Source organism: Streptomyces sp. YIM 130001, from assembly GCF_003574445.1.
In the GTDB taxonomy this organism is placed as follows: domain Bacteria; phylum Actinomycetota; class Actinomycetes; order Streptomycetales; family Streptomycetaceae; genus Streptomyces.
The window spans coordinates 103113-126250 of record NZ_KZ984560.1 but is presented as its reverse complement, the minus strand read 5'-3'; the positions used below and the strand labels follow the sequence as shown (position 1 = coordinate 126250).

At 71.2% G+C, this 23138-nt stretch carries 23 protein-coding genes, 1 tRNA gene, 1 pseudogene and 1 riboswitch; of the genes and pseudogenes, 16 read left to right on the top strand and 9 right to left on the bottom strand.

All coding sequences use genetic code 11. From position 1 onward, the window contains the following. The first annotated feature begins 108 nt into the window (after positions 1-108). Positions 109-182 (top strand) — tRNA-Thr (locus DSC45_RS23015). A 129-nt stretch (positions 183-311) separates the two neighbouring features. Here the strand turns inward: DSC45_RS23015 and DSC45_RS23010 are convergent. Together DSC45_RS23010 and DSC45_RS23005 are read right to left on the bottom strand one after the other, a co-directional pair. Then, positions 312-596: a hypothetical protein gene (locus tag DSC45_RS23010; protein WP_240434789.1), complete on the bottom strand. Its 285-nt coding sequence runs from the start codon at positions 594-596 to the stop codon at positions 312-314. 331 nt (positions 597-927) lie between these two features. After that, on the bottom strand, positions 928-1344 hold the full coding sequence (locus DSC45_RS23005; protein ID WP_119293817.1) for a hypothetical protein: 417 nt from the start codon (positions 1342-1344) through the stop codon (positions 928-930). Between the two features lie 167 nt (positions 1345-1511). On the opposite strand from DSC45_RS23005, the pseudogene DSC45_RS23000 reads away from it, so the two are divergent. Further along, a pseudogene (locus tag DSC45_RS23000) lies at positions 1512-1691 on the top strand (PH domain-containing protein); the annotation flags it as partial. A 306-nt stretch (positions 1692-1997) separates the two neighbouring features. After that, positions 1998-2432 (top strand): hypothetical protein, encoded by a 435-nt coding sequence (locus tag DSC45_RS22995; RefSeq protein ID WP_119293816.1) that lies wholly within the window; start codon positions 1998-2000, stop codon positions 2430-2432. 55 nt (positions 2433-2487) lie between these two features. Here DSC45_RS22995 and DSC45_RS22990 read toward each other — a convergent pair whose 3' ends face one another. From DSC45_RS22990 to DSC45_RS22980, 3 genes are all read right to left on the bottom strand, one after another. Continuing rightward, a complete protein-coding gene (locus DSC45_RS22990) occupies positions 2488-3315 on the bottom strand; it encodes a hypothetical protein (protein ID WP_119293815.1) in 828 nt (275 codons plus the stop codon). Between the two features lie 121 nt (positions 3316-3436). After that, the gene (locus tag DSC45_RS22985; RefSeq protein ID WP_119293814.1) at positions 3437-4705 is read right to left on the bottom strand and encodes an amidohydrolase; all 1269 of its coding nucleotides are present in this window, start codon (positions 4703-4705) and stop codon (positions 3437-3439) included. 275 nt (positions 4706-4980) lie between these two features. After that, positions 4981-5502, bottom strand: a complete 522-nt coding sequence (locus DSC45_RS22980) for a DinB family protein (protein WP_119293813.1) — start codon at positions 5500-5502, stop codon at positions 4981-4983. Positions 5503-5802: 300 nt separating this feature from the next. Between DSC45_RS22980 and DSC45_RS22975 the strand changes: the two genes are divergently transcribed. The 7 genes from DSC45_RS22975 (at position 5803) to DSC45_RS22945 (ending at position 14689) form a co-directional block, all read left to right on the top strand. After that, the gene (locus tag DSC45_RS22975) at positions 5803-6411 is read left to right on the top strand and encodes a helix-turn-helix domain-containing protein (RefSeq protein ID WP_119293812.1); all 609 of its coding nucleotides are present in this window, start codon (positions 5803-5805) and stop codon (positions 6409-6411) included. Between the two features lie 232 nt (positions 6412-6643). Next, positions 6644-7744 carry a LacI family DNA-binding transcriptional regulator gene (locus DSC45_RS22970; protein WP_240434788.1) on the top strand — a complete coding sequence of 367 codons (1101 nt, stop codon included), beginning with the start codon at positions 6644-6646 and terminating at the stop codon, positions 7742-7744. A 47-nt stretch (positions 7745-7791) separates the two neighbouring features. Next, entirely contained in the window at positions 7792-9402 is a 1611-nt protein-coding gene (locus DSC45_RS22965) for an FAD-dependent oxidoreductase (protein ID WP_119293810.1), read from the top strand. A gap of 144 nt (positions 9403-9546) precedes the next feature. After that, positions 9547-11676: a hydantoinase/oxoprolinase family protein gene (locus DSC45_RS22960; protein ID WP_119293809.1), complete on the top strand. Its 2130-nt coding sequence runs from the start codon at positions 9547-9549 to the stop codon at positions 11674-11676. Continuing rightward, entirely contained in the window at positions 11673-12251 is a 579-nt protein-coding gene (locus DSC45_RS22955; protein WP_119293808.1) for a hypothetical protein, read from the top strand. Before DSC45_RS22960 ends, DSC45_RS22955 begins: the two co-directional genes overlap by 4 nt. Before the next feature lie 4 nt (positions 12252-12255). Further along, positions 12256-13536: a TRAP transporter large permease subunit gene (locus tag DSC45_RS22950; RefSeq protein ID WP_119293807.1), complete on the top strand. Its 1281-nt coding sequence runs from the start codon at positions 12256-12258 to the stop codon at positions 13534-13536. Between the two features lie 118 nt (positions 13537-13654). Continuing rightward, positions 13655-14689, top strand: coding sequence for a glycoside hydrolase family protein (locus tag DSC45_RS22945; RefSeq protein WP_119293806.1), 1035 nt, complete (start codon positions 13655-13657; stop codon positions 14687-14689). A gap of 56 nt (positions 14690-14745) precedes the next feature. Here DSC45_RS22945 and DSC45_RS22940 read toward each other — a convergent pair whose 3' ends face one another. Then, on the bottom strand, positions 14746-15411 hold the full coding sequence (locus tag DSC45_RS22940; RefSeq protein WP_119293805.1) for a response regulator transcription factor: 666 nt from the start codon (positions 15409-15411) through the stop codon (positions 14746-14748). A 5-nt stretch (positions 15412-15416) separates the two neighbouring features. Beyond that, positions 15417-16601: a sensor histidine kinase gene (locus DSC45_RS22935; protein ID WP_119293804.1), complete on the bottom strand. Its 1185-nt coding sequence runs from the start codon at positions 16599-16601 to the stop codon at positions 15417-15419. 134 nt (positions 16602-16735) lie between these two features. Here DSC45_RS22935 and DSC45_RS22930 point away from each other — a divergent pair, with 134 nt between their 5' ends. From DSC45_RS22930 to DSC45_RS22900, 5 genes are all read left to right on the top strand, one after another. Beyond that, a complete protein-coding gene (locus tag DSC45_RS22930) occupies positions 16736-16942 on the top strand; it encodes a hypothetical protein (protein WP_119293803.1) in 207 nt (68 codons plus the stop codon). Between the two features lie 68 nt (positions 16943-17010). Next, the gene (locus tag DSC45_RS22925) at positions 17011-18225 is read left to right on the top strand and encodes a helix-turn-helix domain-containing protein (protein WP_119293802.1); all 1215 of its coding nucleotides are present in this window, start codon (positions 17011-17013) and stop codon (positions 18223-18225) included. A 620-nt stretch (positions 18226-18845) separates the two neighbouring features. Further along, positions 18846-18913, top strand: a riboswitch (guanidine-III (ykkC-III) riboswitch). Between the two features lie 10 nt (positions 18914-18923). Further along, positions 18924-19238, top strand: a complete 315-nt coding sequence (locus DSC45_RS22910) for a DMT family transporter (protein ID WP_119293800.1) — start codon at positions 18924-18926, stop codon at positions 19236-19238. A gap of 30 nt (positions 19239-19268) precedes the next feature. Further along, positions 19269-20150 carry an aminoglycoside phosphotransferase family protein gene (locus tag DSC45_RS22905; protein WP_119293799.1) on the top strand — a complete coding sequence of 294 codons (882 nt, stop codon included), beginning with the start codon at positions 19269-19271 and terminating at the stop codon, positions 20148-20150. 103 nt (positions 20151-20253) lie between these two features. After that, a complete protein-coding gene (locus DSC45_RS22900) occupies positions 20254-20763 on the top strand; it encodes a hypothetical protein (protein WP_119293798.1) in 510 nt (169 codons plus the stop codon). Between the two features lie 156 nt (positions 20764-20919). Here DSC45_RS22900 and DSC45_RS22890 read toward each other — a convergent pair whose 3' ends face one another. Next, positions 20920-21849, bottom strand: coding sequence for an AraC family transcriptional regulator (locus DSC45_RS22890; protein WP_240434787.1), 930 nt, complete (start codon positions 21847-21849; stop codon positions 20920-20922). A 96-nt stretch (positions 21850-21945) separates the two neighbouring features. Here DSC45_RS22890 and DSC45_RS22885 point away from each other — a divergent pair, with 96 nt between their 5' ends. Further along, positions 21946-22797, top strand: coding sequence for an NAD(P)H-binding protein (locus DSC45_RS22885; RefSeq protein ID WP_119293795.1), 852 nt, complete (start codon positions 21946-21948; stop codon positions 22795-22797). 125 nt (positions 22798-22922) lie between these two features. Here DSC45_RS22885 and DSC45_RS22880 read toward each other — a convergent pair whose 3' ends face one another. Further along, a complete protein-coding gene (locus DSC45_RS22880; RefSeq protein ID WP_119293794.1) occupies positions 22923-23135 on the bottom strand; it encodes an MbtH family protein in 213 nt (70 codons plus the stop codon). Positions 23136-23138: the final 3 nt, after the last annotated feature.

Genomic DNA, 23138 nt, shown 5'->3' with positions numbered 1-23138 from the left:
GTGTCGCCCCGGCCTGTGGGGCGCTCGCCCAGTTCTCCGTGGAACCGCCGCCGACCCGCTGTGTAAGGTGGACGAGCCACTCGCGCGCACCCGCCCGCGGCACGGCACGCCTCCTTAGCTCAGTTGGCCAGAGCGACGCACTTGTAATGCGTAGGTCGTCGGTTCGATTCCGACAGGGGGCTCCGGTGAACCCCAGGTCAGATTGCTTCTGACCTGGGGTTTTTTTCTCCTTAAGGGCATGTCGACTCGCACGACGGGGATGCCGTGGAGGTGCTTGAGTGAGCGGTGCGTGAGCGGAGCGGTTCGGGGACCTACTTCTTGGGCTTCCGGCGCCTGGCCTTCTTGCTCGCCTTGGCATGGGTTTTCGGCTTCTCCTTCGGCTTTCCGTCCTTTACCTGGCCGGCGTTCTTGGCCGCAGCCTTCTTGGTCTTCACCTTCTTCGCGGCCTTGCGTGCCGGCTCCTCCGCCTCGGCCTTGCGCTGAAGCGGGACCAGCCTCGCGGTCGCTTCGGCAGCGCTCCTGCTGACCTGGGGCCGGACGCTCTGGTAGATGTCCCGCGTGATGCGGGTGTCACTGTGCCCGAGCGTGTCCGACACGATCTTGATGTCGATGTCGATGTCGATGTCGATGTCGATGTCGGCGGCTCCACCGGAGGTACAGCTAGGCCGTTTCGTTTAGATCATCCGCGAGGTGATCCCCGTCCCGGCGGATCAGCAGGGCCAGCGGCAGCGAAGGGACAGCCGAGGCGGCGGGCCACCAGCCTTCGACGTGATGCCCATAAACAGCGCAATACCGTCGAGCGGTGCATCAACCGGTTGAGCAGTGGCGGGGTCTTGCCACTCAGTACGAGAAGACCGCCACCATCTAACTGGCCGGACTCCACATCGCAGGCATCTGCCTCTGGTCCGCCCGGTGATCCCATGGGGCCTACGATCTGGCGATCTCTTGCCGGAGCTGGTGGGTGAAGCGGCGCAGGAGGTCCAACGTTGCTCGGAACTCGGCCCGGCGGTCGTCCCTGCCGTCGGTGGGCCGGGTGCTCCAGACCCGACGCGCGAGGGCATCGGCGAGATCGACGGTGTCGTTGGAGCAGAGCAGGTAGAGGGCTGAGCGTGCTTCCTGCAGCCGGTTCGCCAACTCGTTGGCTCCCGGACCGTCGTCACTCAGCTGTGTTTCCTTCAGGTAGTCCAGTAGCTGAACTATGGCTGTGTTGAAGCCAGTCCCGGCTTTGAGCTTCTGTTCTCGGAGCCACATGCGGTCCTGTCGGCGTGCGGTGAACCACGACCCGAACACCACCCCGATGAGGCCGATAGCGGCCCCGATGGCCACGGAAAGTATGTTCTCCACGGTCAGCTCCCCCCGATGTACAGCGACGCCAGGCTACAGAGGCCGGAGGCGCCGCACTCGATGAGCGTCGCTTACATGCCAAGGGTTCGGTGATCCGAACGAAACGGCCTAGTTGGGCTACCGCAGAGCGGCGTCCAGGTGTCGCTGTACCGGCACGAACAGCCCGTACGGCACGTGATGTGCGGCGTCCGCGAGGCGACGACGGCGACATCGTGCCCGGCGGTTGGCATGGTGCCGACCTCGACGATGCGGGCACACCGGTCCGCCTCGCCGCCGCCCTGACCGACCTGAACCGCATCATCCGCGCGCTGGGCGATGCGCATGTACCGGCGAACTTCGAGGCATGACCGCGTCGCAGGGCTGGGCTTGACTCCGACGAGCGGCGCTGTCGGGACTGCGCGGCGCCGACGGTGAGAGCGGCCGCATGGATGTCGGCAGGCTCAGTTCTGGTCTCAGTCGCCGTCTCAGTCGCGGATCTCAGTGGGACCGAAGCCGAAGCCGAAGCCGAAGCCGAGGTCGGGAACGGGAACGGGCAGCGGGCGCGGCGGGTGTCGTTTCTGCCGTGCAGGTGTGACTACGCCGGCTGTCGACGACGCCTGGTCCGATCCGACGGATTCCGTGAGCGACGCCGCTCGGGCTGACACGATTCGGCCGTGGGCAACATCTACGACTACTACGCGGCCACCGACGACGGGCAAGCCCTCGCGCTGTTCGAAGACGGCGGCATGGACGACCCGTTCGGCACGCTCGGCCTCAAAGGGGCGGACCCGTTCCTGCTCCTCGGAACCGTCGAAGCCGAGCTGACAGGCGTTCCCGAGGCGCAAGTGGAAGCCGACCCCCGCTTCTGCCGCATGCTCAACGACCCCAGCCATGAAGGCCCCTGGCTCATCTCGCTCACGGACACCCTCCGTGACGCCCTCGCAGCGGCCACCCCGGAGCGCGTACTGGAGACCGCCACCGCATGGACCCGCACGGAGGACGGCGGCGGACAGGACCCGGGCCTCCTGGCCGACTTCCTGGAACGACTCGGCGGACTCGCCCGCGACGCCGGTCGGCGACGGCGTCTGTACTGCGGCATGTCGCTGTAGGCGGGGACCGCAGATTGTGAGCTAGGCCGTCGGCGCGCGGCTGACGGGAGTCGGCTCAGTCGCGGGTCCAGCGTTGGCCTCTGGTGTTCGGGGTGCACTTCAGGCGGTGGCCCGTGGCGTCGTGGGTGGTTCTGAAACGGTCGCGGGAGCGGCAGAACTGGCCGGCGCGGTAGCAGTTGCCGGAGTTCGAGACGATCTCGCAGGTGGACTTCGCGGCGGCCGGTGGGGCTGCGTTGTGCGGCGTCGCAGGGGGTGCGGTGACGGGGTGCGATGTCGGCGGCGGCGGGGTGTTGCTCGGCTTGTGCGTCGAGGGAGTCGAGTGAGCCGAGGGAGTCGAGGGAGCCGAGGAAGTTGGCGGAGTTGAGGGTGTGGGGGCCGGAGGGGTGGAGGCCGGGGATTCGGTCGGCGGTGTCTCGGGGGCCTCAGGGGTTTGTGAGGCGGGTGCCGGTCTGGTGGTGAGTGAGGCCGGTGGCAGGGGGTGTGCGGTTTCCTGGGGACTGGGGCTCGTGATGATGCCGATGATGGCCAGGAGGGCGACCGCCTGTGCGGCCCCGACCGTGGCAACGATCCCTCCCCGTACGGGAGTTACCGCGTACGGGCGGGTGCGTGGCGTACGTATGGCCGCCAGTGCGGCGCCGCCGACGGCCAGGGTGAGGAGGAGTGCGGTGCCCAGCCCGCGCGGCATGAGGCATCCGCCGAGCAGGGCGCCGGCGAAGGCGCCGGCGGCCAGCTTCGCATCGGCGGCGGACCGTGCGCGTAGTGCCGTCCAGGTGAACGGGGCCCAGGCCAGGAGGCCGAGGCTGAGCAGCGGTACGAGCGCGCGAGCGACGCACCGTGCGCCGTGGGCGGGAAGGTCGACGGCGTCGGGTGCGGGCGCAGGCATGGTTCTCCGGAGGTTCGGGAGCGGTCTGCCTATGCTTCCCGCCCGGTGAGCGGGGTCGTGCCGGAGAAGGTCCCGATTCGTCGGGGCCAAGGTCCCGAATACGCGCCCGCGACCGGCCCGCTCAGCCCAGCCAGTCCAGTGCCGCCGCGGTCAGGGCCGCGATGCCGGTGTCCAGGGTGGGTTGGGCGACGGGTGCGAAGTACGGGCTGTGGTTGACCGGGATGTCCTGGTCGACCGTGCCGGCGCGCTCCGCCTCGGCGTAGGCGGCGGGGTCGGTGCCGCCGATGCCCCAGTAGGTGTACGGGACGCCGAAGGCGTTCGGGATCACCTCGAAGTCCTCGCTGGCCGTCTGGAGCGGGAGTTGAACCGCGGCGTCGCCGAAGTGGTCGCGGAACGCGCTCGCGACACGGGCGGTCGTGTCGGCGTCGTTGACCGTCGGGGCGAATTCGGTGAGTCGCTCGAACTCCGGCTCCTTCGGGGATCCGGAGGCCTCGCACTCGGCGCGGACCACTCGGCGGACCGCCTGCAGCAGCTGGGTGCGGATCTGTTCGTCGTACGTGCGCAGGTTGATCAGGAGGGTGGCGGACGCCGGGATGACGTTGGGGCCGGTGCCGCTGGTGATGCTGCCGACGGTGAGGACGGCCGGGGTGGTGGCGGCGATCTCGCGGGAGACCAGCAGATTGAGTCGGATCACGATCATGGCGGCGAGTACGACGGGATCGATGCCGTTCTGCGGCCGTGAGCCGTGCGAACCGCGCCCGTGGACCGTGATCCGCAGACTGTCGGCGGCCGAGAGGAACGGGCCGGGGCGGGTGCCGACCTGGCCTGCGGGCAGCGGCAGGACGTGCTGTGCGAGGGCGACGTCCGGGTGGGGGATCCGCGAGGTCAGACCGTCGGCGACCATCGCGTCGGCGCCGTCGCCGTTCTCCTCGGAAGGCTGGAACAGCACGGTGAGGGTGCCGTGCCAGGCCTCCTTCGCCTCGGCCATCAGGCGGGCGAAGGCGAGCAGGCAGGTGACGTGCAGGTCGTGGCCGCAGGCGTGCATGACGGGGTGCGGGCGGCCGTCCGGGCCGGGGGCGGTGTCCTGTGAGGCGTACGGGAGGCCGGTCGCCTCCTCGACGGGCAGGGCGTCCATGTCGGCGCGCAGGAGGACGCCGGGGCCGTCGCCGTTGGCCAGGGTGCCGGTCACGCCCGTACCGCCGATGCCGTCGACGACGTCGTAGCCCCAGGACCGGAGGCGTTCGGCGACGCGGGCGGCGGTGCGGTGCTCCTGGAGGCCGAGCTCGGGGTGGGCGTGCAGGTCGCGGTAGAAGTCCTCGGCGTCGGCGCGGACGGTCTCGAGCCCGGCGAGGACGGTGGCGACGGGGGAGAGGGAGGCGGGGTCGGGCATGGAGGGCTCCATCGGCGGGCGGTTGGCATGGGCGCGAGGCCGGACACTGCGCATGATCCCGGCAGTGGCACGCGGCCGCACACCGGCCGCACACCGGCCGCTCGCGGGTGGCGGGTTCGTGGCCGTGACGCACCCGACGGCTCGAGCGGCGTGCGCGCGGCGTGCGCGCGGTTGTGTGCGGGCCCCTGGAAAGCAGCGGCTCGGGCCCGTGGCCGTCGAACTACGCGTCGGCCGAGCGGAGTTGACGGCCGATGCGGGGGAGTGGAACGGCGGGCTCAGCGACCTGTCGTCCCGTCGATGAGTTCGCGCAGGATGTCCGCGTGGCCCGCGTGCCGGCCGGTCTCCTCGATCAGGTGGGTGAGCGCCCACCGTGCGCTGGGTGCGGGGCGCCGTCCGCTTCCCGGGCGGGGGAGCGGTGCGCCGAGGTCGGTGCAGGTGTCGAGCAGCTGGTTCGCGCGGTCGACGGTCGCCCGGTAGCGGGCGACGACATCGGCGACCTCGTCGTCGGAGTCCGCCTCGAACGTCGCCTGCCAGTCGGTGACTTGCTCGCCAAGGAACGTGGCGCCCTCGACGGCGGTCAGATGGCTGAGCAGGCCGAGCAGATTCGTGCCGGAGGGCACCGACGGCGTACGTGCCCGGACGGAGTCGACGCCCTCGACCTTCGCGGCGACCGAGGCGCGCAGGTAGTCGAGGAACCCGCGCAGTACGGCGGCCTCGCTGTTCGCGGTACGGGGCGGAGGGGCGTCCTTGGGGGCGGGGTCCCTGGAGGTGTCCGTGCGGGGGTGGTCGGTGGTCATGGCGTACTCCCTCGTCGCGTTCCGGAGTGGTGTTCCGGCTCGGTGTTCCGGAGTGGTGTCCCAGCTCGGTGTTCCGGAGTGGTGTCCCTGCGTCGTTCCCGTGCGATCGGCTCGTGCGACTGGCCGTGTGCGACCGGCCCGTGTGACCCGGGTCGTGCGACCCGCTGGTGCGGTCGGCTCCCGCAACCGGTCCGTGCGGCCGTCCCGACCCGTCCAGTTTCGGGTGACGCCCGCGGACGGAGCACGGATTCATGCCGTTTCGGCAAGCGGGCTCCGCTGTCCGCTCGGCAAGCTGGTCCCATGGACGTCTCGACGGAGGGGCCTTCGATGGAGGAAGTACTCGACGCGGTCGGTCCGCGGCTGCGCGCGCTCAGGCAGGCGCGCGGCGTCACTCTGGCCGGACTGTCCGGAGCCACCGGAGTGTCGGAGAGCACCCTGTCCCGGCTGGAGAGCGGGCGGCGGCGGGCGACTCTCGAGCTCCTGCTGCAGCTGTCCCGGGCCTACGACGTACCCCTCGACGATCTCGTCGGTGCACCGCGTGCCGGTGATCCGCGGATCCACCTGAAGCCGGTACGGCGGTTCGGTATGGCGTTCGTGCCGCTGTCCCGGCGGCCAGGTGGGACGCAGGCGTTCAAGATGGTCGTCCCGGCAGGGCCGGCGGTGCTCGAGCCGACCTTGCAGACGCATGAGGGATTTCAGTGGCTGTACGTACTCGGCGGCACGTTGCGGTTGGTGGTCGGGGAGCGTGAACTGACCGTGCGGGCGGACGACGTGGCCGAGTTCGACACGTCCGTGCCGCACTGGCTGGGGAGCGCCGACGGAGGGGCGGTGGAGCTCCTCGTCCTGTTCGACCTGCACGGGCCGTCCGGCCGCCGGGCGGGGAGCCGGCCGCCGCGGGCCGAGGGGTAGCGCGGGTCCCGTTCCGCCGGCGGGGCATCGGGCCGGAGTGCTCGCCGCCGGACCTCGTCCGACGTCCGCGGTGGCTCCCGCCCCCGCCTCGATCGCTGGACGCGTCCGCTGCGCGGCCTCCGCCCCCGCCTCGATTTTCGTCTGCCTCGGACTATTGACGCACGGTTTCCGGAGGCGCAGAGTACCTAACTAATGCGCATCAGTAATGCGCATTAGTCCAGAGGGGGCGCACGTGAAGGAACCGAGGAAGCGGGCCCGTCCCGGCCGGGCGCCTGCGCCGGCAGGGCGGCCCGGGCGGCCGCGGCAGGCGGAGGTCGCGCGTCTTGCGGGCGTATCGCAGACCACGGTCTCGCTGGTGCTCGGCGGCAAGACGCAGGGCCCGTCCATCTCCGCGGAGACCCGGCAGAAGGTGCTCGACGCGGCCGGACGGCTCGGTTACGTACCGGACCCGGCGGCCCGCAGCCTCGCGGCCGCGCGCAACGACCTGCTCGGCGTCTTCAGCTTCACCGCCACCTTCCCCACCGACGTGCAGCACTCGTACTACCCGTTCCTGGTCGGAGTGGAGCAGGAGGCGGCCGCTCGCGGCTACGACCTGGTGCTCTTCACCGGCTCGAGCACCGGCGGCGCCGGCGCCGGCACCCAGGCGCTGCGCCGGGCCAGGCTCGCGGACGGCTGCCTGTTCCTCGGCCGCCACGCACCGGCCGCCGAGCTGCGCCGCCTCGTGGCCGACGGCTTCCCCGTCGTGCACGTGGGCCGCCGCGGCGAGCTGGAGGGCCTGCCCTGGGTCGGTGCCGACTACGTGAGTGCGAGCCGCGAGGTCGTCGAGGCGCTCGCCGCCCAGGGCCACCGGCGCATCGTCCTGGTCCGGGAGGACGACGAGGCCCCCGCGTCCACCGACCGTGAACAGGGCTTCAGGGAAGGCCTCGAGAGCGCCGGCCTGCCGTCGGGACCCGAGGCGGTGGTGCGCTGCGCCGACCCGGAGCAGGACCTGTCGCCCGAGCGGCTGCGCGCATGGCTCGCGGACGGCGTCACCGCGTTCGTGGCCGAGGAGACCGACACCTCCGGCGCCTGGCGTGCGCTGATCGCGGCCGCCCGCAAGGCCGGTCTCGACTGCCCCGGAGACGTGTCGCTCGCGCTGCTCGGCAGCCCGCCGCCCGACCTGGAGGAGCAGCCCGTACCCACCGGCTTCGACATCCCCCGGGCCCAGCTCGGTGCCGCGGCCGTACGGCTGCTCGCCACCCTCGTCGCCGGCGAGGAGGGGGACGAGCCCCTGGTGGCCTGCACCTATCGCCCGGGCGCCACCTCCGGACCGCCCCCCGCCCCCGGAACGTAAAGCAACCGATCTCAACCCCCCCGCACATCGCAAGGAGTTCGAAACCCGTGACACCCGCACCTGACATCCTCATCGTCGGCGCCGGCCTCGGCGGCGTCGCCGCAGCTCTCGCCGCCTGCCGGGCCGGGCGGACCGTGGTCCTCACCGAGGAGACCGACTGGGTCGGCGGCCAGCTGACCTCGCAGGCCGTGCCGCCCGACGAGCACCCGTGGGTCGAGCAGTTCGGTACGACCGCGTCGTACCGCAGCATGCGTGAGTCGATCCGGGACTACTACCGGCAGTGGTACCCGATGCGCTCCGAGGCCCTCGCCCTCGACAACCTCAACCCGGGTGCCGGCCGCGTCAGCAAGCTCTGCCACGAGCCGCGCGTCGCGCTCGCCGTCCTGGAGGGCATGCTCGCGCCGCACCGCGCGTCGGGCCGGCTGACCCTGCTGACCGAGCACGCGCCGGTCGCCGCGGAAGCCGATAACGATGTCATCCGCTCCGTCACCCTGAAGAACCTGCGCGACGGCGAGCGGATCACCATCCCGGCCCGCTATGTCATCGACGCCACCGAGACCGGTGAACTGCTCGAACTGGGCGGTGTGGAGCACGCGTTGGGTGCCGAGTCGCGCGCCGAGTTCGGCGAGCCGCACGCGCCCGAGGAGGCGCAGCCGCTGAACCAGCAGGGCATCACCGTGTGCTTCGCGCTCTCCCACCACGAGGGCGAGAACCACGTCATCGAGCGGCCCGCGGACTACGACTTCTGGCGTTCGTACCAGCCGGACTTCTGGCCGGGACCGCTGCTCGGCTTCCTCGCGCCCGACCCGCGTTCGCTCGAGTCCGTGCCCCGTACGTTCGTGCCGAACCCGGAGATCGATCCGCTCGCCGTCAACGCCGACCAGAGCGCCGACGCGGGCGACAAGGAACTGTGGGGCTTCCGCCGCATCCTGGCCAGGAAGCTGCACCGCCCGGACGCCTTCGACTCCGACATCACGCTGGTCAACTGGCCGCTGAACGACTACTGGCTGAAGCCCCTGATCGGCGCCGGCGAGGAGGTCTCGGCCCAGGCACTCGCCGAGGCACGGCAGTTGTCGCTCTCGGTCCTGTACTGGCTGCAGACCGAGGCGCCCCGCGAGGACGGCGGCAAGGGCTTCCCCGGCCTGCGCATCCGCCCCGACATCACCGGCACCGCGGACGGCCTGGCGAAGGCGCCGTACGTCCGCGAGGCGCGCCGCATCAAGGCCGTCACCACGGTCACCGAGCAGGACGTGGCCGTCGACGTGGTCGGCACGCACGGACGCACTCGCTACCGGGACTCGGTGGGTGTCGGCAGCTACCGCATCGACCTGCACCCGTCCACCGGCGGCGACAACTACATCGATGTCGGTTCGGTGCCGTTCGAGATCCCGCTCGGTGCCCTGGTGCCGCGCCGGGTGCGCAACCTGCTCCCCGCCGGCAAGAACATCGGCACCACGCACATCACCAACGGCTGCTACCGGCTGCACCCGGTGGAGTGGAACATCGGCGAGGTCGCAGGAGCCCTCGCCGCGCACTGCCTGTCCGAAGCGGTCGAGCCGCATCAGGTACAGGCCGAGGACAAGCGTTTCGAGGAGTTCGCGCAACTCCTCGACCGCGAGGGAGTACAGCGCCACTGGCCCGACGTCCGGGGCTACTGACCCGGTCGTGCCCGCAGGTGCGCGGTAGCGGCAGGGCGGTACGGCTCCACCCGTACCGCCGTGAGTTGCCGGGTGGGACAGCTCCACCTGTCCCACCCGGCCCGCCCGCGCACGTGCCACACCCGCACAAGGAGGTGCCCTGACATGACCACCCACCGCATCCGCGTCGGCATCGACGTGGGCGGAACCTTCACCGACGCCGTGGCTGTGGACGCCACGTCCCTGGAGCTGCTCGGCCAGGTGAAGGTCCCCACCAGCCACCACCACGAGGACGGCGTCGCGCACGGCATCGTGGAAGCTCTCGGCCGGCTTCTCGAAGAGACCGGCCGCGCCCCTGAGGACGTCGCCTTCCTGGCGCACGGAACGACTCAGGCTACCAACGCCCTGCTCGAGGGCGACGTCGCCACCGTCGGGCTCATCGGCATCGGCACCGGACCCAGCGCGGTCCTCACCCGCCGCCTGGCCGCCTTCGGCAAGCTCGAACTCACCCCCGGCAAGCGGCTCCCGCTCGCCTACGCGCACGTCGCCGACCCCGACGACCGGGCCGCCGTCGAGCGGGCCGCGGACGCACTCAAGCAGGAGGGCGCCGAGGTCCTCGTGGCCAGCGAGCCCTTCAGCGTCGACCGCCCGGAGGGCGAGGAGGCGGTACGCGAGGCGGCCCGCGGACGCGGACTGCCGATGACCGCCGCGCACGAGATCACCTCGCTGTACGGGCTGCACAAGCGCACCCGTACCGCCGTGGTCAACGCGGCGATCCTGCCGCGGATGCTCGCCACCGCCGACCTGGTGGACGCCTCCATCACGAAGGCCGGCGTGACCGCACCGCTGATGGTGATGCGCTGCGACGGCGGCGTGATGTCCCTGGACGAGATGCGGCGCAGGCCGCTGCTCACCGTGCTCTCCGGGCCCGCCGCCGGGGTCGCGGGCGCGCTGATGCAGGAGCGGATCAGCGAGGGCGTCTTCCTGGAGACCGGCGGCACGTCCACCGACATCAGCGTGGTGCGGCGCGGCAAGGTCGCCGTCCAGCACGCCACGATCCTCGGCAAGAAGTCGTACCTCAACGCCCTGGACGTACGGACCGTGGGTGTCGGCGGTGGGTCGATGGTGCGGATCGGCGGCGGGAAGGTCACCGGCGTCGGGCCGCGCAGTGCGCACATCGCCGGACTGCCGTACGCCTGTTTCGCGACGGCCGACGATCTGCGGGACGCCACCGTCGCCACCATCAAGCCGATGTCGGACGACCCGGCGGACTACGCGGTGCTCGACGCCGCGGGCGGCCGCTTCGCGATCACCATGACGTGCGCCGCCAACGCGCTCGGCCGGGTCCCCGAGGGCGACTTCGCCCGCTGCGACCAGGACGTGGCGCGGGCCGCGATCGCGCCGCTCGCGGCCCGGTTCGGCACGGACATCGACGACGCCGCGGCCAAGATCCTCGACGCGGGCACCGAGCAGGTGCGCACCGTCGTCGACACGATGGTCCGTGACTACCGGCTCGACAAGGACACGGCCGTACTGGTCGGCGGCGGCGGTGGCGCGGCGTCGGTCACCCCGCACCTGGCCGCGGTCAGCGGAGTCGAGGGCCGGATCGCCAAGCACAGCGAGGTGATCAGCCCGATCGGTGTGGCCCTCGCCCTGGTCCGCGAGCAGATCGAGCGGATCATCCCCGGCGCCGGTCAGGAGCAGATCCTCGGCGTACGGGCCGAGGCGGAGGCCGCGGTCGTCGCACAGGGCGCGGCGGCCGAGGGCGTCGAGGTCGAGGTGACCGTCGACCCGCAGACCAACACGGTGCGGGCGGTCGCCACCGGCGCCACCGAACTGCGCACCCAGGACCGCGCCCACCGTGCCGACGACGACGAGCGGCTGCGTACCGCGGCCGCCAGCCTCAAGACGGACCCGTCCGCCGTCGAGGTGCTCGCCGGCACCGCGGCCCACACCGTCTACGGCACCGAGCTGCGCCGCCGCCTGCGGGCCACCCGCCACCCGGTACGGATCGTGGACGCCGACGGAGTGGTCAGGCTGCATGTCGCCGACGCGCATGTGGAATCCACGACGGTCGCCGAGGCGCCGAGCGTCCTGGCCCGCCTGGTCAAGGAGAAGACCTCCTACGGCGACGGCGGCGTACGGGCACCCGCGGTGCGGCTGCTGCTCGGCTCCCGTATCGCCGACCTCTCGGGCGTACTGGAACCGGAACCGCTGCTCGCCCTCGCACGCGGGGAGCTGCGCTCGCGCGGCGGAGCGGAGCCGGTGATCGCGGTCGTCGAGGTGCGGTCGTGACCGCCGCCGCGCGGGCGGCCGAGGCCGCCGACGACATCCAGCTCGCCGTGCAGCTGCTCGCCGGTACGCCCACGCACGAGGGCCGTGATCCCGAGCTGCTGCGTCAATGGGCGCACGCCGCCGACGAGTTCGGGGCCGCGCTGCCGGCCACGGAGTTCCACTCCGAGGTCGTGGAGCGGGCCGACGGCCTGGAACTCGGCCTGCTCGCCCGCTACCGGTCGCGGCCGAGGCCCACCGTCGAGCTGTTCACCGACACCCTGGACGCCGCCGAGGCGCTCATCGACGAACGGGGCTGGCGGCACTGGTATCCGCCGGGCTCGCCGCGGGCCGCCGCGCTCGCCCACGAGGCCGTCCACGAGCGGCTGCACCACGGTCCGGACCGCGACGCCCTCAAGCGCGCGCTCGGTCACGTGGTCTTCAGGGCCGGCCGGTTCACCCGGTACGGCCATGTGGCGGGCGCCGAGGAGATCGCCGCCCACGCGTACGCGCGCACCGTCTGCGGCCTGGGCCGCAGCCCCCTGCACCTGACGGCCGCGCTCGCCGACGCCGTCGACGTAGCCGTAAGAGAGAAGTGACGTCATGGGCGTTGTCATCCTCATCATCATGGCGGCCGGAGTCGCCGCCATGCTCACCCGCAAACTCCCCACCGCCTTCGCCCTGGTGCTGCTCGGTGTCGTCATCGCGGCGGTCTCCGGAGCCTCGTTCACGGGCAAGGAGAGCGTCCTGGACACGGTGCTCCAGGAGGGCTCACCGATGCTCGCCTCGACGATGATCGCGGTGCTGCTCGGTTCCTGGCTCGGCAAACTGCTCGACGAGACGGGCATCGCCGGGACCATCGTCCGCAAGATCGTCGAGTTCGGCGGCGACCGGCCGACCATCGTCGCGCTCGGAGTGCTCGCCGTATCGGCGCTGATCGGCACGGTCACCGGCTCCGCGCCCGCCGCGATGCTCGCCGGCATCATCGGCATCCCGGCGATGATCGCCGTGGGCATCCCCAAGGTCACCGCGGCCGGCACCATCCTGATGGGCATCGCCGTCGGCGTGCCCTTCGAGCTGCCGATCTGGCAGTTCTTCTCCACCGCGCTCGATCTGCCGGTGCCGACGGTGCGCGACTTCATGGTGAAGCTGTTCCCGTTCGCCCTGGTCGCCGCCGTCGCCTACGTACTGATCGAGTCCCGGCGGCGCGGGGTCGAGCACACCTGGTCGCTCAAGTCGGCCTCCGCGGCCCCGGTCTCGCGCCGTCAGCGGCTCGGGGACGCCCCCTGGTACGCGCTGATCACTCCGGTGATCCCGCTCGTCCTGGCGCTCGGCTTCGAGCTGGCCATCATCCCGTCGCTGCTCGCCGGCGTGCTGTACGCGCTGGTCACCACCACCCGGCCGCGCGAGATGAACAAGCGCCTCCTGCGCACCCTGTACGGCGGGTTCGAGGTGGCCGCGCCGCCGATCGCCCTGTTCATCGCGATCGGCATCCTGCTCGCCGCGGTGCAGCTGCCGGGCGCCATCGACGCGCTCGAACCGCTGGTCAAGGCCGTCAGCCCGCAGAACCCGGTGCTCTTCGTCCTGGTCTTCACGCTGCTCGTGCCGCTGTGCCTCTACCGCGGCCCGCTCAACGTGTACGGCCTCGGCGCGGGCATCGCCGGCGTCCTGATCGCGGCCGGCATCTACCCGGCCGTGGCGGTGCTCGGCATCGCCGCCTCGTACAACCAGGTCTTCGGCGTCGCCGACCCGACCAGTACGCAGACCGTGTGGAGCGCCCAGTACGCGGGTGTCAGCCCGCAACAGGTGATGATCCGCACCCTGCCGTACGTCTGGGTCGTCGCCCTCGGAGGCTTCTGCGTCACCGCGGCCGCACATCTGTGAGCCGTGCGCCTGTGACCGCCCATCTGTGAGCCGTGCGCCGTAGGACGCACGCCGTAACACGCACGCACCACTCGTAGACCCGATGCATGACCCCAACTCCCGGGACGGAGAACGGACCATGAACGAGCACCACGAGCCGCAGAACCAGAGCAACCTCGCCCACCCCTTCGGCCGCCGCACCCTGCTGCGCGGCGCCGCCGCCACCGGAACGGTCCTCGCGGTCGGTGCCACCCTGGCACCGTCCGCGGCGGCCGCCCCCGGCGGATTCCCCGACTACACCTACCTGAAGACCCTGCTCAAGCCGGCGGACCTGAAGTACAACCCCACCGGCGAGATCATCTTCCCGTGCATCCGCGGCGCCGAGGGACGGGTGCCCGGTGCGCTCGGCCGCTACTACCTCTACTACGCGCCGCACGACGCCCCCGGCGGCATCTGCCTCGCCTACGGGGACTCCCTCGAGGGGCCGTTCACCGAGCACCCGCACAATCCGATCGTGTCCAACGACTGGCAGCCGCACTACAAGGTCAGCCACGTCTCGTCCCCGCACGTGCTGTGGAACGAGGACGCCCAGGAGATGTGGCTGTACTTCCACGGCGAGAACACCACGACCCGTCTCGCCCGCTCCAAGGACGGCATCAACTTCACCTACGACCGCACCGTCCTGACCACGGCGATGCAGCCCGAGGGCACCACGGAGACCTCGTACGCCCGGGTCTTCCGGCACGACCTGCCGGACCGCGGGGCCCGCTACGTGATGCTCTTCATGACGAACAACGCCTCCAACCACCGTGACATCGGCTGGGGTTGGTCGCCCGACGGTGTCTCCTGGACCTTCGACCAGAAGCCGCTGGTCAGCCACGCGGACGTCGGCGCGAAGGACATCGGCGCACCCCATCTGCTCACCCGGGGCGGCACCGCGTACGTCGTCTACCACTGCGACAAGGGCAGCGGCGGCAACATCCTGATCACCGAGGTCGGCGCGGACTTCTCGCGCCGCGACCACCTCGGCGTCCTGCACGAGTCGATGGACGAGGGGCCGGACTACGGCCGTTCGGCGGCCCCGAGCTTCGGCACGGAGGACGGTGTGCCGTACATGGTCTACGAGGCGGGCGAGCGGCTGAAGGGCGCGATCGCGCTGGCTCGGGGGCGGTAGGCCTCACTCGCGGGGCCCTGCCAGGGCCGGGTTCGAGGCGGGGGAGGGAGCGGGGTTCAGTGCCCCGGGCCCTCCCCCGCCTCGTGCACCAGCAGGGCGATCTGGACGCGGTTGTCGAGCTCCAGCTTGGCCAGGGTGCGGGAGACATGGGTCTTGACGGTCGGGACCGAGAGGTGGAGCTGTGCGGCGATCTCCGCGTTGGACCGGCCCGCGCCGACCGCCACGGCGACCTCGCGCTCGCGGTCGCCGAGCCGGGAGAGCTGTTCGCGGGCCCGTTCCGTGCGCGTGCGCCGGTTGCCGTCCGAACCCGACACCTGGTCGATGAGCCGCTGCGTCACCGTGGGCGAGAGCACCGGATCGCCGGCGGCCACCTTCCGTACCGCCGCCACGATCTCCTGCGGCGGGGTGTCCTTCACGACGAATCCCGCGGCGCCCGCGCGCAGCGCCCGCAGCAGGTGGGCGTCGGTGTCGAACGTGGTCAGGACCAGGACCTCGGGCGGGTCGGGGCGGGCCCGTAGCGCCTCGGTGGCGTCGAGGCCGTCCACGCCCGGCATCCGGATGTCCATCAGCACGACGTCGGGGGAGTGCCGCGCCACCAGCGGTCCGACGCCGGCGCCGTCGGCCGCCTCCGCGACGACCTCCAGGTCCGGGGCCCCGGCGAGCATCAGCCGCAGTCCGGAGCGGACGAGCGGGTCGTCGTCGACGAGGAGTACGCGCACCATGGCTTTCACGTCAGCGGTCGGTCCTTCCCGGGGCCCGGGCTCTCTTGCGGGGCGTCCCAGGGAAGTCGGGCGCGCAGCGCGAACGTGCCGTCGTCCGGGCCGTGTTCCAGGGTGCCGCCGGCCAGCGCCACGCGCTCGCCGAGACCGATCAGGCCCTGACTCGCGCCCGGGATCGCGGTGCCGGAGCCGTCGGCGAGCGGGTTGACCACCTCGACCGTCAGGCCCTCGCCGGGCCGGCCGGACACGGTGACCGTGACCGGCGCGCCTGGTGCGTGCTTGCGGGCGTTGGTCAGGCCCTCCTGGACGATGCGGTACGCGGTGCGGCCGGCCACGGGCGGGAGCGCGGCTTCCGCGTCCGCCCGGCCGCGGTGCACGACGTTCGCCCCGGCCTCCCGGGACTCCGCCACCAACCGGTCCACGTCCCTCAACGTCGGCTGCGGGCGCCCCGACGCGCCGTCACCCGCGGGCGCGCGCAGTACGCCGATCACCTCGCGCAGGTCCTGCAGCGCCTGGTGCGCGCTGTCGCGAATGACGCCGGCCGCATGCCGTACATCCGCCTTGGACGCGTCCTGATTGAACTCGAGTGCCCCCGCGTGCACGCTCAGGAGCGACAGCCGGTGGGCCAGCACATCGTGCATCTCCCGGGCGATCTCCTCGCGGGCCCGCCGGCCTGCCTCGGCGGCGGCCCGCTCCTCGAGGGCGGCGATCATCTGCCGGCGCTGGCGTACGTACAGCCCCCAGCCGATCGAGCCGGCGATGAGCGCGAAGTAGGTGAGGGCGGAGCCGGTCCGCGGGTCGTCCGCCTCCGGCGACCGCGCGAGGAACAGCACGAACGGCACCCCGACGGCCGCCGTCACCCACGCCGTCACCCTCAGCGGCCGGTGCACGGCCACGGTGAACATCGCCACGATCGTCGCCCCGGCCAGGAAGTGGAAGGGGTTGCCGAGCACGAGCAGCGCGAGCGCCAGGTGCACGGGCCATCGCCGCCGCAGGAACACCGCCCCGCACGCCAGCGCCCCGACCACCTGGTCGATGACCAGAGCCTGGCGCGACATGTCCTCGTCGAGATGCACCGAGTCCGCGGAGAGCACGGAGAAGACGGCGGCGAAGAGGAAGAAGGCGATATCGGCGTACCAGTCGCGGCGGGTCCGCGGGCTGGTCGTCCGCTCTCGCAGCGGGCGGGTGCGCATGAAACGAATCTACGTCCGCCGCAGGCGCCGAGGGCCGCGCACCCCGCGTCCCGATACTTTCGGACGACAACCGTGCCGACTCCGTAGACCGATGGACGACAACGCCCTCGACCTGGTCTTTATAGCCTGAAGCCATGAAGGGCATCCTGAGTTTCCTCAGCTTCCTGCTCCTCGTCGGCGGCCTCCAGGGCATCATCCACGAGGCATTCGACACCTGGATCCCGCTGATGGGCTTCCTGCGCTACCTCTACGTCGACGGCTACGAAATCTTCATCAGCATCGCCCTCCTCGTCCTCGGCACAGCACTCGCGACAGCGGCGTCGAAGGCGCCCAAGGGGTGAGGAAGCGGGGCACCACCCCCTCAAGGTTCCGTGCAATCGCACGGCCATGACGTCCTACGCTGAGGTGCGTGGCCAACGAAGAACTGGGGCGGACTCTGCGACGGCTGCGCCGTCTGGCGTCGCTGACGCAGGAAGAACTCTCCGAGCGCTCGGATGTGTCCGTCGACGTGATCCGTCAGCTCGAACAGCGCCGGAAGCACTCGGCGCGCCTGCCCACGCTGCATGCGCTCGCGGGCGGACTCGGCGTGGAGCTGACCACGCTCCTCGGGGACCCGCCCGCGGTGTCCTCCGGAGGCGAGACCGACGGTCCACGTTTCGTGGCCGTGCGGCGCGCTGTGATGCCACTCCTGCACGGGCCCCAACCGCCGCTGCCCGGACCGGAGTTCTCGCTCGACGAACTGCGTGAGCAGATCGCGGACGGCTGGTCGCAGTACCACGCCGCCGAGTTCGAGGCAGTCCTCAAGGCGCTTCCCGGTCTGATCGCCGACGCGCGTTCCGCCTCCGTTCGTCAGCACGAGGACGACCGAGGAGCCGGATTCGCAGCCTTGGCGAAGGCGCTTCAACTCGCCGGGCACGTCGCGGTCCGCATGGGTAAAACGGACCTGGCTCTGATTTCCCTGGAACGTGCGACGGATGCCGCCGAAAGCTCGCACGACTCGTTGCTCCCCGCGATGATCGCCAATTCCGTCGCGTGGACGTATCAGCGGCAGGGGCGCCTGGACGACGCCCTGCAGGTCGCTCTGGACGCAGCCGAGAACACCGAGAGCGGTGGACGTACGGGCACTGCAGACGGACTGAAGGTCTGGGGCGCGCTGACCATGTCCGCCGCCACTTCCGCCGCGCGCGGCAGAGACTACGAACGCGCGGCGGGCCTGATGGCAGAGGCGGAACAGCAAGCCACCCGGGTGGCCAAGCTGCCGGCCGGCAGTGACAGCCGCATGGTCAGCGTCTTCAGCCCGTCGTCGGTACGCATCGAACGTGTGCGGTTGGCCGTCCAGTACGGGCACCCCGAGGATGCCCTGGAACTCGCGAAGGGCATGCGGCTGAGCAAGGACACCCCGCCTTCGTGGCGGACATGGCTGATGCTCGACGTGGCCCGCGCGCACACCGACCTGGGCGACGCCGCAGGGGCCGTGAAAACCCTGGAATCCCTTCGCCGTGTGGCGCCGACGTGGATGCAGCACCACACGCTGGCCGTGGCCATCGTGCGTGACCTCTGGACGCTGCCCAACCATCCACCGGGCCTTGGGGCGCTGGCGGAGTTCCTGGGCGTGAACGCATAGCGTCGTGAGAGTGGTACGTAGCGTCCCTGTCACCGTGTGTGACGCTCCGGTTACCTGGATCGGACCGACCCTGCGGCTGCTGTCAACGGCTTTGGGGATGTGACCGATCATCGAGGAGTCGACGTGTCGCACTCTGACGTCCGTCCTGCCCAACTGGGGGCATTCCTGCCGGACATCGGGACGTTGTCCGGATCGCAAGTACGAGGCGTCGCGTGTGTCAGGTGCGCCGTGACCCTCGACAATGCGACGGCGATCGACCTCGGCCGACGTCGTGCCCGGGTCCTGGCCAGTACGGTGTGGTGGTTTCCACGGGCCTGCCCGAGCTGCGCTGCGACGGAGGCGGGCGCGGGGGTGACCCCGTGATCTGCGCCCGGTGTCGGCAACCGATCGGGCCGGGGCAGGACTGGGCCGAGGTCCCCGAGTTCAGTGCCTCCGGCGCCGGAATCTCGCTCCCTGTGCACGACGCTTGCCCGCCCGGCCTCGAGCGCGCCGAGCCCCTGGGGCTGGATCATCTGCTCGCACGCCGCGAGGTGGAACAGCGGGCAGCGGCCCGACTCGCGGTCGCCCCGAAGGCGTGGGGCCGTTGGTTGGTCCGTGGTCGGGAGGTGTGAGACCTTGGAACGGAGCTCCTGGTCAGGGGCTCCCGGACGAGGGGTGCCGTACCCGGTGTGCGACAAGACGGCCCGTGGAGGGCTGTCATGGCATGGCTGATTCTGACTCTGTCCGGTCTCATGGAAGCGGTGTGGGCCACCGCGCTCGGTAAGTCCGAGGGGTTCTCCCGGCTCGGTCCGTCCCTGGTGTTCGTCGTCGGTCTCGGTGCCAGCATGGCCGGGCTCGCCTACGCGATGCGTGATCTGCCGGTCGGTACGGCGTACGCGGTGTGGGTGGGCATCGGAGCGGTGCTGACCATCGTCTACGCGATGGTGACCGGGACGGAGTCGGTGTCCGCGTTGAAGATCCTCTTCCTGACGCTGATCGTCGGCAGTGTGATCGGGCTCAAGGTCGCCCACTGACGACCTGGGGCAACGCCTAGCATCGACTCCGTGATCGATGTTCCGGAGGAGTTCGCGGCGGCGCAGGTCAAGCACAACGGGGACGCCGGGCGCGCGTTCATCGAGCAACTGCCCGTGCAGGCGCAGGAGTTCACCGAACGCTGGGAGCTGCGGGTGACCGGGCCCGCGATGCACGGCGTGGCCGCTCTCGTCCTGCCCGTCGTGCGGGCGGACGGGAGCCGCGCCGCCCTGAAGATGCAGGTGCTCGACGCGGAGAGCGAGGGCGAGCCGGTGGCTCTGCGCCGCTGGGACGGGGACGGCGCGGTGCGCCTGCTCGCGCACGACGAACCCACCAACACCCTGCTCCTGGAACGCCTCGACGAGACGCGCCACCTCTCCGGGCTCGACGACTCCCGGGAGGCCGTCCGCCTCCTCGCCGAGCTGCTCGCCCGGCTCACCGCCGTACCCGCGCCGCCCGGACTGCGCACCCTCGGCGACGAGGTCCGCGGCATGCAGGAGCGCCTGCCGTCCGCGCTCGCGCGGGTCGCCGACCCGGACGCCCGCGCCGTGATCGCCGACTGCGCCGCGGCCGTACGGGAGGTCGCGGACGAGCCCGGTGACCGGCTGCTGCACTGGGACCTGCACTACGACAACGTGCTCGCCGGCGACCGCGAGCCGTGGCTCGCCATCGACCCCAAACCACTGGCAGGGGACCCCGGTTTCGATCTGATGCCCGCGCTCGCCAATGACTTCGCGCTTTCCGGGGTGCGGTGGCGCTTCGACCTGATGACAGGAACCCTCGGACTCGACCGGGAGCGGGCCGCGGCCTGGACGCTCGGCCGCGCGCTGCAGAACCTCCTGTGGAATGTCGCGGACGAAGATCCGCTGGACGAGGAGCAATTGGCCATCGCTCGGCTGTTCCTGGGGCGTTGAGGCCGGGGCAGAAGATCCCTGGCGTGCCCGGAGTGTTCGCTGGTAGCGTCCCTGGCGCAATGACCAAGCAAATGCAGCAAGTTGGGGGAACAACTTCGTGAGCATGCGCAACAAGGGAATCTCCGTCGTGATCGCCTGCGCCTTGACCGGGCTTGCTGGTGGTACGGCACAAGCGGCTTCGGTGAACGACGAGGGGAATGCGATACCCGCGCGGACGGCGGCGGATCAGCAGGTGCAGGGCGCGGACGAGATCTGTGCCGTGCTGGGTATCGGCAGCGGTGCGGCCGGTCTGACCAAGGCACTGGCCAAGGGCGCCTCGTGGGTAGGGATCGGCGCCAGCATCGGGTGCTACGCGTACACGAAGGCGAAGGAAGCGACGCCCGCGCAAAAGCGTGCGGCCATGCTGAAGTCGTACAAGAAGTACCAGGCCATGAGTGCCATCAAGAAGCTCGACGCACTCGGCTACTACTGCCGCAAGGAGGGCGGTGGCGGCGGTGGCGGCACGGACGTCGCCCCGGCCGGCACGAACGCGGCACCGATCGGCACGCTGGCCGGCTGGCGCACCATCACCATGAAGGGCGTCGACTACAAGTGCACGGCCACGAGGGACTGATTCACTCATGGCACGTCGTGGCCCGGGGGACGGAGAGCGATTTCTGTTCGCTGTCGCACTGCTCGCGGTGAGCCTGCTGTGGATGACACAGGAAATGGCTCGCTGGGCGACCGTACTGTGCGGCGCAGGCGCAGTTGCGGGAGTAGTGGGAATGCTCTACTTCGGTCGCCGGTACATGCGATCACGCGCAAATTCCAGGTGATTACCATCCGTTAGCGGAATTCCGCGGGCAAGGGCCGTCCAGGCTTTAGGACGGCCCTTGTCGGCGTGCTGTGCCGCGGCTTTGCCGAGGGGCTCCTTGCACGGCTGGATCGGCGGAAGACGGCCCGACTGGAACGCCTGCGGAGGAGTTCCCATCAAGGCGCGGAACTCGGCCGTCATATGCGACTGGTCGTAGTACCCGGTGTCGGCGGCCAGTTGTGCCCGGGGCTCCTGGCCGAGTCGTGCGAGTGCACTGCGCACGCGCTCGATGCGGGCGAGGTGCTTCGGGGAGAGGCCGACGCCGTCGGTGAACAGATTGCGCAACTGGCGTTCGCTGATGGCCAGTCTCTCGGCGAGGGCACGGACCTGCTCCGGCCGGTGACCGGTGCCTGTGGTCAGGGCCCGGGCGGCCGTACGCAGGAGGTCGCTTCGGGCCAGGTCCTCGGGCGTCCGGGCGGCCAGGTGGACCCGCAGTTCGGCCTGGAGGCGGGCGAGGACCAGTTCGGGGTCGGGGCCGAGGCGCGCCAGATCTCCTGCCAGCCGCTCGCCGTACGCGCCCCACAGTTCGTCGAGCGGGACGACCCGGTCGGTGAGCGCGCTGATGGACACGCCCAGGAGCGCCCGGGCGCGGCCGGGCCGGATGCGGATCTTCACGCAGACCGGCAGGTGTTTGCCCACGTGGTACGAGGCGCGGGTGCGCGGTCCCATGACCAGCAGATCGCTGCGTCGGTCGGCTCCGGTGCGGAAGACCAGCGCGGTGGCGGAATCGGGGGCGTGAGCGAACGGCTGCTGATCATCACCAGGGAAGCTCAGGATGCTCATCCCGGCGATCCAGGGCCGCAGCGGTGCCGACGGAGTCCGCGGGCTCTCGTTCCTGGCGTGCACGGAATCAACGGTAGTCGGACCCGGTGTGCGGGCGGAGCGGTGCACACTGCCGAAACTTCCTAGAGACGGCGGCTTCGCGCCGGGAGCCTGGTCGGCATGATCCTGGTTACGGGTGCCACCGGCACCATCGGCAGCGAAGTGGTCCGACTCCTGGCGGCGAGAGGAGAACAGGTCCGCGCCCTGACACGGGACCCGGCTCGGGCGAAGCTGCCCGCCGGCGTCGATGTGGTGCGCGGCGACTTCGACGATCCCGTCTCGCTCGAACGGGCGGCGGCCGGCGCCACCGCGCTCTTCCTGCTGAGCGCGCCCGGACCCTCGGTCTCGCTGCACGACCGGGCCATGCTCGCTCCGGCGCGAGCGGCGGGGACCCGCCGGGTGGTGAAGCTTTCGGCCATCGGGACCGACGAGCCCGGCGGCGCCAGGGTCGGAGCGTGGCATGCTCCGGGCGAGGCGGCCGTGCAGGGGAGCGGCATGGCGTGGACGCTGCTGCGTCCGTCGAGCTTCGCTTCGAACGCCGTGACGTGGGCCGGTGCACTGCGCGCCGGAGCCCCGATCCCGAACCTGACCGGAGCCGGCAAGCAGGGCGTCGTCGATCCCCGTGATGTGGCCGCGGTCGCGGTGGAGGCGCTGACCTCGGCCGGTCACGCGGACCGCGCCTACACCTTGACCGGCCCCGAACTGCTGAGCGTCCCGGACCAGGCGGTCCGGCTCGGCGACGTGCTCGGACGCGCCGTCGAGACCGTCGATGTGCCGCTCGACGTGGCACGTCAGCAGCTGGTTGATTCCGGAATGGACGCGGCCTTCGCCGATGGCGTCATGGACGGCAGCGAGTTCGTACGAGGGGGTGGCGGGGCCGTCCTGACCGGGGAAGTGGAGGACGTCCTGGGCCGGCCGCCCGGTGGCTTCGATGCGTGGGTGCGTGACCATCGCGACGTGTTCGGCGTCTGACCGGACTGGACTGGACTGGACTGGACCGGACGATGAGGTGTGCGTGGTGCCCCCGGGGCGGCGTAGTGCCGATGAGGCCGGGCCGGTGAGGTGCCGGTCCGGCCTCGTCGGGGTGCGGCGCAGCGTCAGGCCGCGCCCGTCGCACGCACGCTGAGGGGCCGGATGTCGGGCCAGGTGCGCTCGATGTGGGCGAGGGCCGTCTCGCGGTCGACGTCGCTGAGGGTCGGGGTCCAGCCCGCTGGGACCGGGCTGAACGAGGGCCACAGGGAGTGCTGGCCCTCGTCGTTGACCAGGACGTGGAAGACGCCTTCGGTGTCGTCGAAGGGGTTGCTGCTCATCGG